Origin of the sequence: Pontibacter burrus, assembly GCF_010686685.1 — a bacterium.
Taxonomy (GTDB): Bacteria; Bacteroidota; Bacteroidia; order Cytophagales; family Hymenobacteraceae; genus Pontibacter; species Pontibacter burrus.
In genome coordinates, this window is record NZ_JAAGWD010000003.1 from 148,624 (window position 1) to 165,199 (window position 16,576).

The 16,576-nt window shown below is 44.2% G+C and carries 16 protein-coding genes; 8 read left to right on the forward strand and 8 right to left on the reverse strand.

Annotated features, from left to right (window positions below; genetic code table 11):
- Positions 1 to 175: 175 nt before the first annotated feature.
- A complete protein-coding gene (locus GXP69_RS08015) occupies positions 176 to 2,035 on the forward strand; it encodes a vWA domain-containing protein (RefSeq protein ID WP_163914216.1) in 1,860 nt (619 codons plus the stop codon).
- 65 nt (positions 2,036 to 2,100) lie between these two features.
- A complete protein-coding gene (locus GXP69_RS08020; protein ID WP_163914219.1) occupies positions 2,101 to 2,787 on the forward strand; it encodes a hypothetical protein in 687 nt (228 codons plus the stop codon).
- Positions 2,788 to 2,812: 25 nt separating this feature from the next.
- Here the strand turns inward: GXP69_RS08020 and GXP69_RS08025 are convergent, their stop codons facing one another.
- A complete protein-coding gene (locus GXP69_RS08025; RefSeq protein WP_163914221.1) occupies positions 2,813 to 4,591 on the reverse strand; it encodes a glycosyltransferase family 2 protein in 1,779 nt (592 codons plus the stop codon).
- A gap of 159 nt (positions 4,592 to 4,750) precedes the next feature.
- Between GXP69_RS08025 and GXP69_RS08030 the strand changes: the two genes are divergently transcribed.
- Both GXP69_RS08030 and GXP69_RS08035 read left to right on the forward strand, forming a co-directional pair.
- Positions 4,751 to 6,064: a glycoside hydrolase family 2 TIM barrel-domain containing protein gene (locus tag GXP69_RS08030; protein WP_163914765.1), complete on the forward strand. Its 1,314-nt coding sequence runs from the start codon at positions 4,751 to 4,753 to the stop codon at positions 6,062 to 6,064.
- 607 nt (positions 6,065 to 6,671) lie between these two features.
- On the forward strand, positions 6,672 to 7,478 hold the full coding sequence (locus GXP69_RS08035) for a M57 family metalloprotease (protein WP_163914223.1): 807 nt from the start codon (positions 6,672 to 6,674) through the stop codon (positions 7,476 to 7,478).
- Between the two features lie 108 nt (positions 7,479 to 7,586).
- On the opposite strand, the gene GXP69_RS08040 is transcribed toward GXP69_RS08035, so the two are convergent.
- Complete coding sequence (locus GXP69_RS08040) at positions 7,587 to 7,952, reverse strand: hypothetical protein (RefSeq protein ID WP_163914225.1); 366 nt, start codon at positions 7,950 to 7,952, stop codon at positions 7,587 to 7,589.
- 185 nt (positions 7,953 to 8,137) lie between these two features.
- Here GXP69_RS08040 and GXP69_RS08045 point away from each other — a divergent pair, with 185 nt between their 5' ends.
- The 3 genes from GXP69_RS08045 to GXP69_RS08055 all read left to right on the forward strand — a co-directional run bounded on the left by GXP69_RS08045 (position 8,138) and on the right by GXP69_RS08055 (position 9,789).
- Positions 8,138 to 8,596 carry a hypothetical protein gene (locus GXP69_RS08045; protein ID WP_163914227.1) on the forward strand — a complete coding sequence of 153 codons (459 nt, stop codon included), beginning with the start codon at positions 8,138 to 8,140 and terminating at the stop codon, positions 8,594 to 8,596.
- Between the two features lie 179 nt (positions 8,597 to 8,775).
- Complete coding sequence (gene mscL, locus GXP69_RS08050; protein WP_163914229.1) at positions 8,776 to 9,219, forward strand: large conductance mechanosensitive channel protein MscL; 444 nt, start codon at positions 8,776 to 8,778, stop codon at positions 9,217 to 9,219.
- A gap of 156 nt (positions 9,220 to 9,375) precedes the next feature.
- The gene (locus GXP69_RS08055) at positions 9,376 to 9,789 is read left to right on the forward strand and encodes a hypothetical protein (protein ID WP_163914231.1); all 414 of its coding nucleotides are present in this window, start codon (positions 9,376 to 9,378) and stop codon (positions 9,787 to 9,789) included.
- A gap of 70 nt (positions 9,790 to 9,859) precedes the next feature.
- On the opposite strand, the gene GXP69_RS08060 is transcribed toward GXP69_RS08055, so the two are convergent.
- The 3 genes from GXP69_RS08060 to GXP69_RS08070 all read right to left on the reverse strand — a co-directional run bounded on the left by GXP69_RS08060 (position 9,860) and on the right by GXP69_RS08070 (position 14,074).
- A complete protein-coding gene (locus tag GXP69_RS08060) occupies positions 9,860 to 10,051 on the reverse strand; it encodes a cold-shock protein (RefSeq protein ID WP_163914232.1) in 192 nt (63 codons plus the stop codon).
- Positions 10,052 to 10,284: 233 nt separating this feature from the next.
- Positions 10,285 to 12,702, reverse strand: coding sequence for an outer membrane beta-barrel family protein (locus GXP69_RS08065; RefSeq protein ID WP_163914233.1), 2,418 nt, complete (start codon positions 12,700 to 12,702; stop codon positions 10,285 to 10,287).
- 496 nt (positions 12,703 to 13,198) lie between these two features.
- Positions 13,199 to 14,074 carry a DUF3575 domain-containing protein gene (locus GXP69_RS08070; protein WP_235925624.1) on the reverse strand — a complete coding sequence of 292 codons (876 nt, stop codon included), beginning with the start codon at positions 14,072 to 14,074 and terminating at the stop codon, positions 13,199 to 13,201.
- 319 nt (positions 14,075 to 14,393) lie between these two features.
- Here GXP69_RS08070 and GXP69_RS08075 point away from each other — a divergent pair, with 319 nt between their 5' ends.
- Complete coding sequence (locus GXP69_RS08075; RefSeq protein ID WP_235925627.1) at positions 14,394 to 15,104, forward strand: response regulator transcription factor; 711 nt, start codon at positions 14,394 to 14,396, stop codon at positions 15,102 to 15,104.
- Positions 15,105 to 15,136: 32 nt separating this feature from the next.
- Here GXP69_RS08075 and GXP69_RS08080 read toward each other — a convergent pair whose 3' ends face one another.
- The 3 genes from GXP69_RS08080 to GXP69_RS08090 form a co-directional block, all read right to left on the reverse strand.
- Positions 15,137 to 15,346, reverse strand: a complete 210-nt coding sequence (locus GXP69_RS08080) for a response regulator transcription factor (protein ID WP_163914234.1) — start codon at positions 15,344 to 15,346, stop codon at positions 15,137 to 15,139.
- A 147-nt stretch (positions 15,347 to 15,493) separates the two neighbouring features.
- On the reverse strand, positions 15,494 to 15,934 hold the full coding sequence (locus GXP69_RS08085) for an STAS/SEC14 domain-containing protein (RefSeq protein ID WP_163914235.1): 441 nt from the start codon (positions 15,932 to 15,934) through the stop codon (positions 15,494 to 15,496).
- 143 nt (positions 15,935 to 16,077) lie between these two features.
- Complete coding sequence (locus GXP69_RS08090) at positions 16,078 to 16,539, reverse strand: YbhB/YbcL family Raf kinase inhibitor-like protein (protein WP_163914236.1); 462 nt, start codon at positions 16,537 to 16,539, stop codon at positions 16,078 to 16,080.
- Between the last annotated feature and the right edge of the window lie 37 nt (positions 16,540 to 16,576).

Below are 16,576 nucleotides of genomic sequence, written 5' to 3' on the forward strand. Positions count from 1 at the left end.
TAGTACATAGTTTTTTGTGAATCCCAGCTTTACAATTGGGTATCCTATCCTTTGAAAACTATAGTTGTAATCCTGATTTAAAGAAACACAAAAACGATCAATTAAAAATTTTAAATATTTTTTTATGGAATCGGGGTAGTGGCTGCATCCTGTAACAAACCAAACACTAAAAGCCATGAAAAAGCCCATCTACTTTCTCCTGATCGTTTTCCTGATGATCTCTACTGCAACTATAGCACAGACCAGAACGATAACTGGTAAGGTAACCGATGCCAGCACTGCCCAGGGGTTGCCCGGTGTAGCGATCGTTATTAAAGGAACGAGCAAAGGTGTAGCTACAGATGCAGCCGGAAACTATAGCATGATAGTTTCACCCAAAGATAAAGTGCTTACCTTCCGGTATATCGGCTACAAAAGCAAGGACGTAACTATAGGCAAGGATTCTGTTATTAACGTTGCCCTGGAAGTTGACAATGCTCAGTTGACTGAAGTGGTGGTAACAGGATCAAGCCGCAAAAGTCTCAGTAGGGCTTTGGCTGGTAAAACAGTAGGCGTGATGTCGAATCAGAGCTCATTTGGTTACCTGCCACCGATAGTACACAACACCGAAGAATACCAGCACCTGCCCGAAAGTATTTTCCTGGAAGCTAAAAAGAACCCGCTTTCAACCTTTTCTATCGACGTAGACAATGCCTCGTACAGCAACGTGCGTCGCTTTATCAACGATGGCCAGTTGCCACCTGCCGATGCCGTTCGCATTGAAGAAATGATCAACTATTTTGATTACGACTACCCGCAACCAACCGGTGAACACCCGTTTTCGGTAACTACAGAGCTGGGTGTAAGTCCCTGGAATAAAGACAATCTGCTGCTGCACATCGGTCTGCAGGGCAAAGAAATTCCTACCGACAACCTGCCTGCATCTAACATAGTTTTCCTGATCGATGTGTCGGGTTCGATGATGAGCCAGGATAAGCTGCCATTGGTAAAGTCCGGGTTTAAGATGCTGGTGGAGCAGCTGCGCCCGCAGGATAAAGTTGCTATAGTTGTGTATGCCGGGGCGGCCGGTTTAGTATTGCCATCGACCAACAAAAAGGCCGAAATGCTGGCTGCCATTGAAGCCCTGGAAGCTGGCGGAAGCACGGCAGGTGCAGCGGGCATTAACCTGGCCTACAAAGAAGCTGAAAAGAACTTTATAAAAGACGGCAACAACCGGGTAATACTGGCAACAGACGGTGATTTTAACGTGGGTGTATCAAGCTCAGGCGAACTGGAAAGGCTGATAGAGAAGAAGCGCGAAACAGGTGTTTTCTTAACTGTGCTGGGTTTTGGTACCGGTAACCTGAAAGACTCGCGTATGGAGCAATTGGCCAATAAAGGTAATGGCAATTATGCTTACATCGATAATATTCTGGAAGCCAAGAAAGTGTTTGTAAACGAGTTTGGCGGTACGCTGTTTACCATTGCCAAAGACGTAAAACTGCAACTTGAGTTTAACCCGGCACACGTAAAGGCTTATCGTCTGATCGGTTACGAGAACCGCGCGCTGAAGAACGAAGACTTTAACAACGATCAGAAAGATGCCGGCGATATGGGCAGCGGCCACACTGTAACTGCGCTTTACGAGATCGTACCGGCTACATCTAAAAACAACAAAACCGAATTGCAAACGATTGATGACCTGAAATACCAGCAAACGCAGCTCAACAACAAAGCAGCCAACACCAACGAACTACTGACCCTGAAACTGCGCTACAAAGAACCAGCCGGCGACACTAGCAAACTGCTGCAAACTATAGTTACCACGCAAACTATAGATCCAGAAAAACTATCCGACAACTATAAGTTTTCTGCGGCAGTGGCAGCTTACGGAATGCTGTTAAGAGATTCGAAGTTCAAAGGCTCAGCCAACTATAGCCAGGTGGTAGAACTGGCGCAACAGGCACGTGGGAAAGACGAAGACGGCAACCGTGGCGAATTTGTGAAACTTGTAAAAACAGTGCAGCTGATGGATGCCAGAGCCAGCAAAAAGTAACTATAGATGTGTAACTTATACCTGCCCCCGTATGATGCGTACTAGCTACAGGAAACTAGTCTTATATGGGGGCAGCTTTACAATTGTTCAGAAATCTATTCATGGCAGGTTTACTGGCAGGCGCTTTGGTAGCATGTACATCAGATGAGCCTGCAACCAATACCACACCCGAAACAACCTTATCAGAAGAAGCGCGGATTAGAAACAGGCTGTTGTCGGAAACGCGGGATGAACTGAAAAAGTGGTTCCGTTTCTATAAACTGGATGCGCATGCCGATACTCTCTTCAAACTCCGCGAAGTGTGGGAAGTCAGTTTGCTTACTTTTCCGGTAAATGATAACTGGCACGAATTGTATCAGGAGCATCCAAAGCTTTTTAAACCATCTCCGGACAAAGCTACCGTACTTGATATCTATACTTACGAGCGGGTTTTCGATAAAAAGCGCAGAGGTAAGTTAGCGGTAGCAGCCGACTCGCCGGACAGTGAAGTAGCTATAGTTGACCCTGCAAAAGAGGAGAAGACCCGCCTGATGTTTTGTGGTACGCCCTGCCAGTTCGATGATGCCTGGTGGCGCTCCGGCAGCGAAGTAATTGTAGTTGGCCTGGTACAGGAAACGGAACAGGAGTATTACCCAACCCTGTGGCACATCAACCTCGATACGGATACCATCCGGCAATACACAGCAACACAGGCAGCCAATCCAGATATGAAGAAGAACTACCTCGTGGATGAAGTGTTTGATGAGCTGTAAGAGGAGCCTGAACTATAGCTACCTCTTAATTTGAGAATTTCCGGATGATGGCGTTGAGCAGGGATTTGTTCTGGCCTGGCGTAAGTTCGGTTTTCAGATCGAAATAGGGATTGGCGTTGTATTGCCCGAACAGCACGCTGATGCTGATAACAGTTGCCAGCATAGTTATAGTTAAGGCAAAGAAGCGGATGCTGCTGTAAAAGCCATGTCGTGTACGCCAGATAAACATGCGCAGTGGCATTAGCACAGGTTGCAGCACACGAGCCTGTATAAAGTTTACTCTGAACCAATGCACCCATTTTTCCTGGCCTATCAGTACAATGCTGCCCAGTATTGTCACATTCACCAGCGCAAATAAGGCCATCATTTGCACATAAGGGTTGCTATACAAATGCCCGTACTCCAACTGGCTATAGTATATTGCCCCAATGCTGATACCGCAGATAGCCAGGTTTGGCAGGTTAAGCAGGTAGTTGTTCTGCGGTTTATCATCTTTAGGCGTCGGGATGTAAGGTACTTTTATGCGCAGAATCGAGTAGATCAGGCCAAGGCAGAAAACCCACCAGGTACCCGTTCTTAGAATGCCACCAAACATGTGAAAGCCGTTCTCGTTTTGCTCATGAAACCAGCGCTGCGTAAAGTGCCTGATACAGATCGATATGCAGAAGAAAGGAGCAAACATCAGTACAAAATCCCCAAGCGGCACATACCACGGAAATTCTGCCAGCATCAAAGCCAGTATAGGTATGGCAAAATCGACCAGGTTAAATACCCCGAACAGATAATAAAGTGGTAATGTGAAGTAGTGTATCTTCTGGCGCCAGGTAAAATGCCGAAACAGCTTAGGATATGTAGTAAAAAGTAGCTCAAAGGTGCCGCGTGCCCATTTTATTTGCTGCTTATAGTATGCAGACATGGTAGCCGGAACCAGCCCACGGGTCAGGATTTTAGGAACATAAACTGATTTCCAGCCTTTGGCGTGCAGTTGCATGGCCGTGTGCATGTCTTCTGACAGGCCAGCTGCATGTCCGCCAATGCTATCCAGGGCAGTGCGGCGGAAAGTGCAGTTGGCGCCAATTGCCTGCACGGTACCGTAGCTGTTCATGCCCATCATTAAAGGGCCGTAGAAACTATAAGTTTGTTCGGCAGCGCCATAAGCCACCAGACTCTCTTTGCGGTTACTATAAGCCTGTACTACCTGCACAAAACCAATCTTTGGATCCTCGAAAAAAGGCAGAACTTCATCTAAAAACTCAGGCTCAGGCACATGGTCCGGGTCCAGGATCAGGCAGATGTCGCCGCTGGCCTGCTTCAGTGCATTGTTGATGTTACCTGCTTTGGCATCTACTTTTAAAGTTCGTGTAACATATGTTACCCCTAAACGCTCGCATGCTGCTTTCAGCACTGGGTCGTTGCCTTCGTCGCACAGGTAAGTGTTGTGGGGGTATTTAATGCGCTGAATAGCTTCCAGGGTACCAATAATCATTTGATGCGGCTCGCCCGGACAGGCTGTAGTAAAAACATCCACTGTAAAAGATGTTTTCAGTACTGGCCGATTAGGTACACTTACGGAGAAGTAATGATACCACTCATGCAGTGTTCGCAGGATTTTAAACCCTAAAGCCGTTGTTAGTAACCAATATAGTGGAGCATAGCCAATATGATCTTCATCTATAAACCAGTACAGAAACGAAACCATACAAAGCAGCCCAAGCACTATCATAAACCGTACAATTCGAACATCGCCAGGTTTCGGGCGTTTTAAAACAGGTGGGGTAATATGTGCAGAGGCTGTGGTAGGCATAAGATGCAGTACTGGGTGAATTGCACTGTTATCGCTATATCGGGTAAACAGATACCATAAAAGATCAAAGGAACTTCCGGTAGCTATACTCGTATTGCGGCTTGTAAGTTTGCTGTAAACCCTACTTTTTCTACACCCTGGCATATGAATCCTGTGAGAATGAAATTCTATAACGGAATTATTGTTTTATTTTGGCTTGTTTTTGTATTATTAGTTGCTTCCTGCCAAAATACCGGTACAAAAGGCAAAGTGTTTGAAGCAAAAGGCCGGACCGTTGAAATAGTAGGTTCTCCCGGAAACTATAAATTGTACCGAAACGGCGAACCTTATTTTATTAAAGGTGCAGCCGGCTACGAGTATTTTGATCGGGTAAAAGCTTATGGCGGAAACTCGATCAGGGTATGGCATACCGAAGATGCAGACCAAATACTAGATGAGGCACATAAACATGGTTTAACCGTAACATTGGGTTTATGGCTGGGCAGGGAGCGCGAAGGGTTTAATTACTACGATAAAGATCTGGTAGCACAGCAGAAAGAAGAGCTACGCAAAGTGGTAATGAAATACAAGGACCATCCGGCATTACTTATGTGGGGTATTGGTAACGAACTATACGCCGAAAGCGCTAACGTAAAAGTTTGGGATGCTGTAAACGAAATTGCGGAGATGATTCACGAAATCGACCCTAACCACCCGACTACCACCACAGTGATGAACGTGCCGCTGAAGGACATCAACTTGATTGCGAAGCGCTGCCCGGCCCTGGATGTGTTATCTATCAATTCTTTCGGGGCGATGCATAACCTGCGCGATGAGTTGGAAAAAAGTGCCTGGAAGGGACCATTTATTGTATCGGAGTTTGGAGCACGAGGTTACTGGGAAGCTTTTTACACCGAATGGCTGGCTCCGATAGAGCAAACAAGCTCTGAAAAAGCCGCGTTTAGCCGTGAGCGTTACGAGCGTACCATTGAGGCGGATACTGGCAACTGCCTGGGCAGTTATGTTTTTATGTGGGGAAACAAGCAGGAAACCACACCTACGTGGTTTAGCCTGATAGCGGAAGGTGGCGAGGAAACAGAGCTTGTACATGATATGGAGGAACTATGGACCGGGAAAAAAACAACCCGAAACAAACCACCTTATATCGCCTACTTAACTATAAACGGCCAGCATGCCATCGATAATGTGTACTTGCCAGCAGGAAAACCTGCGATAGGTAAAGTATATGCTTTTGACCCGGAAGGCAAAGCCTTACAGCTACGTTGGGAAGTATTACCTGAGACCAAATCTGAGGACGGTAACACCGGGAATGAGAAAAAACCAGCCCCACTCGAGGGTATAATTCAGGATACTACTGGCCAACAGGTAACGCTTATCCCAAAAAGCAAAGGCCCGCAGCGCTTATTTGTATATCTCTACGATGGCGACGGAAATGTCGCGACCGCTAACTTCCCTTTCTTTGTAAAAGAGTAAACCGAAAATCCGGATGCTTCTTCCGGTTGCCAAAACTCCCTGTCTTCTAGTTTAATACAAAGCCTGATCAGTATCTGATTCGAGGCAAATTCTTTTTATGCCTGTAGGGTATGTTTTGGACGGAGGCAATTGGCATAAAAGAATCATGATCGCAATTTCTGAAATGTTACTTTCCGCTATAATTATTCCCTTAAGTTTTAAGTGATGGAAGCAAACTGCTGAAAACCAATGGTGTAACATCAAAACCTAGTGTTCATTCCACACATACTGGTTAGCTTGCAGGAAATGATCTGCAACATGCAGAAACTGCAAGCTAGTACTGCTACTTCATTTCTTTTAAAAGACCGGAAAGCATTAAAAAAAGGTTACAAGATTTATATAAATAGTTATTTACCAGCATTTTCAGTGTGTTACTTTTAGGTATGAAGATTCCTTTGTTCTGGTAATAAAGTGAGATAGGTTTGGGATATTGAATGTTATGTAAAATTAACCCAGAGCTGGAGCAGCCGGCTTTGCAGGCATAGCAGGAGATCGAAGACCGGAAGTGGGGACGACCTGAATTTGTTTTTACTTTTTTATTATATGTTTCACTTTAACACCTTAACACATGAAAATTAAAAATTTACTTCTGCTGCCAGCGCTGGTAGCTACCATGCTGTTCACATCGTGCGAGCAGAAAGAAGAAGATGCAGTAGCGCAAAACGCTGTTTCTGAAATGAGCATGACCCGTATCAAGCAAATGGGTTTCAGCACAGACAATGTGCAGAAAGTTAAAGAAGGTTACCTGGTAGAGGGTGACATTATTTTAACTGACAAAGACCTGAATGAGAATACATTGGTACAAGCACTACGTGTAGGGGACGTAGAGCAGTACCGTACCACTAACCTGGTAACTGTGGGTTCTACTACACGCACGATCAACATTGCCGTATCTACTTCACTTCCATCTTCTTATGTAACTGCTGTAGATGAAGCAATCCGTCGCTTTAATGCGGAGAACCTGCGCCTGCGCTTCCAGCGTGTGTCTTCAGGCTATAACATCCTGATCACAAACGCTCCAAGTGGCTCATCTTACCTGGCATCAGCTGGTTTCCCTTCTGGTGGTAACCCATACAACAGAGTTCAGGTTAACTCTGCTTACCTGGGCTCTAACCCTGGTACTAATTACCTGGCTACTATTCTGGCACACGAAATCGGTCACTGCATCGGCTTCCGTCACACAGACTACATGAACCGTGCTTATTCATGCGGCGGCTCTTACTACAACGAAGGTGCTTCTACAGTAGGTGCTGTTCATATCCCGGGTACGCCAACAGGTGCTGATCCAAACTCATGGATGCTGGCTTGTATCGGATCTGGCGTGAACCGTTACTTTAACGCAAACGACAAAACTGCTCTGAATTACCTGTACTAAGTTCTACCCTTAGTCTAGGCAAAAGCCCCGGTTGATCTGATCTTCCGGGGCTTTTTGTCTTCATAGCAGGAAGGCACTAAGCTATAGTTTAAGCTGATTTGAATTATATTAGTTAGGAGATTGAACTGATCGGCACATCAGGAAAATACGGTCGCTAAGCTTACCGTCATCATCCGGGATGTAGGCTACAAATTCCCATCCCTGGGTGCCTAAATAATTCAATACTCCGGTCGGTGCACTAAACTCAATTTTATTGCCTGATGCATCCTTTATATGGTCGCTGGTGCCGTCTGCCCTGCCAAAGTTAAGGTAGGCAGTATAGTTTTTACGGAGCAGAAAAGGGCTTACCTGTACCCTTACATATTCTACCGGACTTACCGAGGTAGTTTGTGTGTTAGTCTGCGCCTGTGCAAAATTGCTGATCGAGAAGCCAAGGCCAATAATCAACAGAAGAAGCGTGAAGTTTCTTTTCATGTTGTCAGATTATAGTTTGCTGTATTTAACTCATGAGTTATAAAGGCTCCAAAAACCATGCCTATATTTTAAAATTCCTATATTTAATTGGTTGAGATCGCTTTAAACTCATCTGCTAACCTGTAGGCAACTGAAATGGAATAATTGGAATCTAAAAATATTTAATTGAGTATATACAACACGAAATGGATATTAAACCACCTAGGGTATTGTTAATGGATATTTTAGATGTGCAGGTTTTACCGGAGCAGTCATTATTATATAGTGCATTTAACAGAGACCTGAACCACGAAGAATTTAAAGCTGCTTTACTATATGTTGTGGACCAGTTTCAAGAGCATAGTACATTATACTGGCTACTCGATAGCTCTCGTAACAACTTTACGCTTCAGGATCAGGGCTGGGTTATAAAAGAGTTGTCGCTATTGATAAACCAGACAACTATAAGGAAAGCAGCGTTGGTGCACAACGGTAATGTTTTCGAGTCTCTAGTCGCTGACATCATGCGCGACCGGATTTATCATTCTCATGGCCCAGTGCAGGAACTGGAGCATTTTTCGAGTATACCAGCTGCCTTGGATTGGCTGCTACCTGGCATTCCTCAGGATTTTTTCAAATTCATTTCCCCGGCAGATAAACTATAGTTACTGCTATTCATAGGTTTTACTACTTCTGAATATCCTATAACTGTACCTTCTTTAAGTAACAATACGTATCTATATAGTAATACTTTAAGAGGTTGAAAGTTTTTTGCTTAACTTTCATTAGATCAGGCTTATTACCTGGAGTACGAAATCTTTTTCTAAACTAAAAAACATGCTTTATGGGCTTTTTAAAAGAGTTTAAAGAGTTTGCCATGCGTGGCAACGTAATGGACCTTGCAATCGGGGTAATAATTGGTGCTGCATTTAGCCGTATAGTTGATTCGGTTATCAATGACCTGTTTATGCCGCTTGTAGGCAAACTGATAGGTGATATGGATTTCTCTAACCTGTATATACCGCTCTCTGCAGATGTGCCTTCGGGCTTGGCTTTAGAAGAAGCCCGTAAACTGGGGGCGGTATTTGCCTGGGGTAATTTTATTACTGTGCTGCTTAATTTCCTGATTCTTGCCATGATCATTTTTGCCATTATTAAAGCGATGAACCGCATGATGCGCAAAAAAGCAGCTGCCCCGGAAGTGCCACCTGCCCCAACCAAAGAAGAAGTGCTGCTAACTGAAATGCGCGATTCGCTGCGCCAGATCGCTACACGCAATCCGATGTAAGCTTAAACTATAAGCTACTGACCATGGCTGGTAAAATAATAGGTGGTAACTATAGAATATCAGTTTTTAGCTTGAAAGGGAAGGTCGCTTTTAAAATTTGGTAGATTTTAGCGCTATATCTGTACCTTTACCCGAACAAGCTATAAAAACTACTTGATGTTGCTCCACAAGGACGGGTTAATTGAACTGAATTACGAAGTCGCAAATGATATTCTCTCCATGGACTGGCCGGATCTCACAGGATTCACCATGCCGGAGATAAGCTATTCGATCCGTAAGCTGATTGATACACTTCGCCATTATGATATTAAATATCTGCTGGTAAACTCGCAGCAAAGTAATGTGTCGGAGCTTACAAGGGCAGAATACCAGCGGGTGCTAATGGAGTTTGTACAACAACTGATGAACACAAGGCTGCAAAAACTTGCCCGTATATCGACATTTGATATTTCCCGGGAAAACGTGGTGGACGGGATTGCTGAAGTTGCCCTTATTCAGTTGGGCATACAGTTTGAGTTTCGGAATTTTCAGTACATGGAGGCCGCGCTTGACTGGCTTAGAGATAAGTAACGATAACATAAACAAAAAAGCCTTACCACATGGTAAGGCTTTTTTGATGTTTGCAATCTTATATCAATTACTAAGCGCGTCTTACGTTAACTGCGTTTAGGCCTTTTCTTCCTTCCTGCAATTCAAAAGTTACTTTGTCGTTCTCTTTGATCTCATCTACTAATCCAGTAACGTGTACAAAGTACTCTTTTGCTGAATCATCCTCTTTGATAAAACCAAAACCTTTTTCGGTGTTAAAGAATTTTACTGTTCCGTTATTCATGATGTTTTTTTATTATACCCATACTACACACTTCCTTTATAAAATGTTCAAGTTTTTGTTAAAACAGTAAAATATTTCGATAAAAAGTGCCTTCTTTCGCTCAAATCGCACTTTTATTTTTGTAACCTGATTTTGATTTATACTTTAAGGGATAGACTATAGTTAGTGGCATGCTATAAAAAACAGACCACAACCTTAAGGTTGTGGTCTGTAAGCTAAAACATGCAAACTGATTAATTGCCTGTCCGGTTCAGTTCGTCCAGGTTTACATTACGTTTCTTCGTTTCGAATGCGTTGCCTTTGTTAAAGTTGTAACGCAGGTGCACTCTTACTGCCTGACCGCCGTGGTATTGATCGATCGTGTTCACGTTGCCGTCAACTACGGTATCTATTTTCACCATGCGGGATTTAAATATATCGGTAAAGTTTAAGGTTACAGCCAGTTTATCTTTCAGGAAGCTGCGCTTAAAGCCGGCATCTACCCACCACATCTGCTCAAACTCGAATAAGCCGTATACTCCTGGCCCCTGGTAAACGCCACTCAGTTCCAGACGGATGTTTTTTGGCAACTGTATATTGTGGCTGCTCATGGCACTGAGGTTGAGCTGCTCGGTGGTTTCAGTAAAGTCGTTAACCGTAGTTGTAAAGTGCTGGTAAGCCAATGTTATATTGTTATTGATTTCCCATTTGCCCGGCTTTACACGAATAGGGGCAACCAGGGTAGCATTTGCACTTGTAAACTTATCCATGTTTCTACGCTCGAAAATGGTCAGGTTCTTGTCAGCATGGAAAACCGGTACTTCGCCAATAAAATCGGAAGTTACAGCATAGCCAAGCACCAGGTTATAGGTTTGCTTATACATCTGGGTTACCTCAAAGGAGTTTGTGTATTGTGGCTTCAGGTGCGGGTTACCAGTTGCCAGGGTGTAAGGGTCGATGTAGAACACGAATGGGTTCAGGTGCTCGTAATGCGGACGGTTAATGCGGCGGCTGTATTTGTAGCTTACCTGGTAATTATCGCTCACTTTCTGCTGCAGAAACACACTCGGGAACAGGTTCAGGTACTTACGGTCGTTTTGTTCGTTACGGGCTTTGCCTGTTGTATGCTCAGCACGTAAACCAGTCTGCAGGTTCCACTGCTCGCCGAATTTAACAGAGTAGTTTGCATAGCCAGCAATAATATCTTCCGTAAAAACAAAATGATTGCTTCGTTCCGGTACAAACACGGCAGTATTATCGTTTATGTTATAGTAAGCCAGCTCATTATCTGACACCACATGACTGTACTTGGCACCCAGTTCCATTTTTCCTGTTTTACCCAGTGCTCTTGAAAAGTCTGTTCTGACAGAGTAAATGTCATAGTTGGTTGGGTTCAGATTTCTGAACTCGTTTACACGTGCCGGATCTGTGCCACCAACCCGTTCAAAACTGTGGTACATATCCGTTTCCGTATCATTTTTAATTGTGGCATAATCAACGTCGGCGGATAGGGTGGAGGTACCAAGTTTGCCTGTATAGTGCAGGTTAAATGTGCCGTTCTTGTAAGTGTTATCCATGTCAGTGTTAGACAGAATAAGAGTATCGTTAGGAGTGAGCCTGTCGGTACGTAGGGATCTGGTAAAGAAGGTGTTCTTGTTGTCGCCGTACTGCAGGTTGGCTATCATGCCTACGCTATGGTTTTCGGCCAGGTCGTAATCGGTTGCTAAGCGCAATGTTGGCGACAGATTTTCTCTTTCTTCCAATCCATCCTGTGTCATGTATTTCTTGCCCTGAGCGGTGTTCATGATACGGCTTCCTTCCAGGTCGCGGAAGCGTGGGCGGCGCGACAGGTCAGCATTTACTGATGTATTCCACTTGCCATGTTTCAGGTTTAAATTACCGCCGGTTGTCATACCATGGTAGCGGTTGTACTGGTAACCCGCATAAACGCCGCCATTCAAACCAAATAGCAGGTTCTTTTTCAGGTTAATGTTGATGATGCCTGATGTGCCTTGTGCATCATACTTTGCAGATGGATTAGTAATGATCTCCAGGTCTTTCAGGTTTTCAGCAGACATACCTTGCAGCAGGTTTTGCAGGTCTTTGCCACTCAGGTAAGAAGGTTTGCCATTAAGCAGGATCTGTACACCCCCTTTACCGTTCAGCGTAATATTTCCTTCCTGATCAACCCAAACGCCCGGCGACTTTTCGAGCACTTCGTAAGCCGTGCTTCCGGTTGCAAGGGCAGTGCCTTCCACACTAACAACCATTTTATCGGCTTCGTTAACTATAGTTGGGCGCAGGGCCTGCACAGTTACTTCCTTCAGCACTTTTGCATCAGATTTCAGCTGTAGTTTGCCAAAGTCTTTTGATGCAGCGCCATTAATAACAAAGACAGGGCTTTGCAGCTGCTGGAAACCAAGCGCACTGATCTTGAGATAGTAAGAGCCGGCAGCAGGCGTCTTGATTTTGAACTTTCCGTCCATGTCGGCAATGGCGCCGGTTACAACCGCAGCAGTGGCACTGTTTACCACTGCTACGTTTGCAAAACCGACAGCCTGGTTACTTTCATCATGGATGGTACCGGTAAGTGAACTCTCTGACTGTGCGTTTACAGAGGTAGTAAATACGCATATCAGTAGGAGCGTCAGTAGGAGATAGATCTTTTTCATAGTTTTATAGCGTTGTGTGATAATTGATGATGCAAATATAGTGTAAGGTACTTTGCAATACAAGGTACTATTGAAATATGTTACACCTATTTAGATGAATGCTGGCTTTTTGTCTGTAAACACCCGGTACTTATAGTTTAAACAGGTAAAATTTTAAGGTAAGCATCAACCCAAATAATGCATTGAACTTTTAAGTTTGGGCTAAAGATGTGCAGCAGGAGCAAAGGGTTGCCTGAAGTATTGAAAATATTAAAGCCCTTTGAGAGTTTATAGTTTACCAGCGGATATGGCTTAAGTCTAGCTATAGTTTAGGTTTTGCCTGATTACAAAACAGATAAGCGGATAACTATAGCGATTATTAAATTCTGAAAAGATCAGGTAATAAAAAGTAAAAGCCACCTTATACAGGTGGCTTTTAGCTTATCAGGGTTTAATGTATAGGGTTGGTTTGGGGATCGGGACTACTCTCTGTTTGCTGTTATTGGGGATCACAGCATTAAAAAGCAATGCCTAAGTTAAAGCCAAAGGCTCTCACGCCACCGAACGGACCGTTTAGCTTGCCAAACATACCATTGTCTTTTATAGTAGCATCTACATATTTTTTATCGCCAATTGTGAAGAGGTCTTCCACTTCGGTCTTTAGATCAGCTCTTTCCTGCTCGGTCAGCATGCTCAGGTCGGTAAGGGCTGATAAGTTGCCGGATAATTTACCGTAATGCGCGCCTACAATGTACCAGTCCAGCGTAACACGCTTCGCGATCAGCCACTGGGCACCAAACATAATACCACCGCCAAAACCTTTCAGTTCTGCGTTGTATGGCAGGTCGTGTTCAATATCAAAATCACCAACATACGTATCCAGGTAAGAGAGGTCTACTGTAGTATACCTGCCATATAAAGAAACATACAAACCGCGTGCGCCAGCTTTTTTGCCGGAATAAAAGCGCAGCTCGCCGGTAATGGCACTCGTACCTACGTTCCCTTTCTTCAGGTCCTCTTCAAAAGAATCGGTTTCCTCGTCGCTGGAGATGTCGGCTATTTCTATGGCTTTATCAACTATAGGCAGAGAACTGATCTGGGAGGAGGGCATAAAACTATAGCCAGCAACAAAGGTGATTTTGCGTGCCAGCGTGCGCTCATAAGTGAAGCTATAGTTTCGGAAAGCCAGCGATGACAGGTTCATCTTCACACTGTTTTTCCTGAATACCTCCGTGTCCGGCAGCACTGCAGGGCGAACAGAATCAGCTTCCAGCGAAGTCTGTATCGTGTTTGCGGCATCAACTGACAAGACAGGGTTTGAATTGTTTTTGCTTTGGGCTGCACAAAGGCCAACCGTTAAGCAGCAGCTTAATGTGAGTATAATGTGTTTCATAAGCAGGGTGAAGGTCTGTGTACTTTTTCGTTAAGTATTACAATGATATCTGGCGTTAAAATATGAGTTACACTACTATAGTGTATAGTTGCATTGATTTGTATCTCAGCGAGATGCAGGCCTTTGATGACCGGAACTTATGTTATTTCATAGTAATGGGAAGTATCCCTGAGAAGTGTTTCAAAGTTCTGCAGATTCGCAGATAAATAGAATACCCACTTCTGAGTATTTATTACATTTCTAAATTAAAAGTGTAACTAAAATTGAGTGTTCCAATTAAATATTTATTTAACTATATTTAAAGGGTAAACACCAAGCTATGAAGTTACAGAACACGTCGGGCGACATGACGGAGCCTGTTATGCTGAAAGAACGGATAAAGCGTAAGATTGCAGAAGTTGATGCCGTATCTGATATACTGCCTGCAGTGGTTATTATTCATAACATACAGGATGGGTTGGCTGTAGAGTATATGTCCAGGCGGGGAGCCGAGCTGCTGGGCTTTACGGTTGATGAAATTCGTGACCTGGGTGAAAATTACCATCACCGTTTCTTCAATTCTGAAGATGTGGAGCATTACCTGGTAAAAGCAAAAGAGCTTCTGGATCAGAATGATAACAACTATATCATATCGCTTTTCCAGCAGGTGCGGGCCTCGGAGCAGCACCCCTGGAATTGGTACCTGACCACGATCAAGATCCTGATGTGGGATGATGAAGGCAAACCTCTTTTAACTATAAGCCTGGCCTGCCCTATAGATCCGCTGCATCATGTTACCTCCAAAGTGGCGCGGCTGCTGGAAGAGAACAATTTTCTGCGCTTAAACTATAGCCGTTTCAGTAAGTTGTCTGGGAGAGAACAGGAAGTGTTGCGGCATATAGCGCTGGGTAAGTCGGCAGCAGAGAGTGCAGATGAACTATGCATTTCCACAACTACCGTAGAAACGCACCGCCGCAACATCAAAAGAAAGCTCAATACATCCTCTTTTTATGAGCTTACCCAATATGCGCGTGCTTTCGACCTGATCTGATCAGCAGATCCGTGCCCTGTTTCCTTATCAGTTCAGGAAAGTATAGACTCCTTATATGCCCAACAGATGAGCTGATAAGAATTTACAAATCCTTTCTTCTGTAGCATGTTGTACAGATACCGTTTAACTATAGCATCGGGCAACCCAAGCTCTCTGCTAATGTCAGCTTCTGAGCGGCCCTCTGCCAGCAGCTCTATAATTTTGCATTCGCGCCTACTTAATAATCGTGTATGTCTCTCCATACCTAAAAGCAGTATTGAAATCAGAAATGTGCCTGTAAACTAAGTGCTTACAATATGTGTAATCATCAGGCAAAATTCAATACTCACTTTTGGTGATTTTTGTGTAATAAAAGGAAGGGTTACAACTATAAATTAGTTAAATTAAATTTAGCTGCCAGGGGTCATCAGGTCTTGCAGGCGGTAGTGCTGCAGATTTGGCAAAAGCCAGCTAAGTGCTTCTTCAACTGTATCAAACACTTCCATTAAAACCTGCTTGCCAAAAATACGATAGGCCTTTTCGCGTATCATTCGTAATTCAGCATAATGTGTGCGTGAGTGAGGCGTAACAACCGCAACATATTTGATAGAGGTACTGGTAAGCATAAAGCTGAATTCTTCTACCACCCACTTCAGTTCAGCAACTGTTCGGGGTTGTAAAACAGTGCTGTCCTGCAGCCATAACCTGGTATCATGCTCCACCAACTTTTTGTAAATAAACTGCAGACCTGCTTTATATTCAGCCTGGTTTACGTCACGGGTCCACCTGCAATAGAGCAGTTGTTTCTTGCTGTCCAGCCGATACTCCAGATAATCTGCGGGATTTCCCATTTAAATTTACAATGAAGCTAAAACAAAAATCGAAAGTTCTGCAGCTACACGAGGCCAAAGCCTTTAGCAGGAGCGTAAATATAACAAAATAGATTCGGTAAAAGCAATATAACTGCTTTATTATCAGTGGTATTTGAGCGGAGCTATAGTTCGGACTGTCCGTAAAGAATCAGCAACTCGCCCGAACCGGAAACATGATATTCCATGGCTTTCATCAGTGCTTCGCGTGTGCTGCCGGTTGGCAGGTCCAGCTTTACATCCAAGGCATACACCCTGAAAAAATACCGGTGCGTACCGATAGCAGGGCAGGGACCTTTATACAGCGTAGTACCAAAATCATTATTCCCCATAATGCCGGCCGTTAAGCCTTCTTCAATATCAGGTTCCGGCGGAAGATCCCAGGCCAGCCAGTGAGTCCAGGTGCCGCCGGGAGCATCTGGGTCTTCAAGCAGCAAAGCCACGCTTGCCGTGTTGAGTGGCAGGTTTTCCAGTTTCAGTGGCGGGTTAATATTATCTCCGTCGCAGGTAAAGCGTCGTGGCATTTCCTCACCGGGCTCAAACTCAGAGCTGGTCAGGTTGATCTTGGTTAAAGTTGTAGTTTCCATAAGCAGGCAGTATTACTTTATAAGCAGTAACAAAACC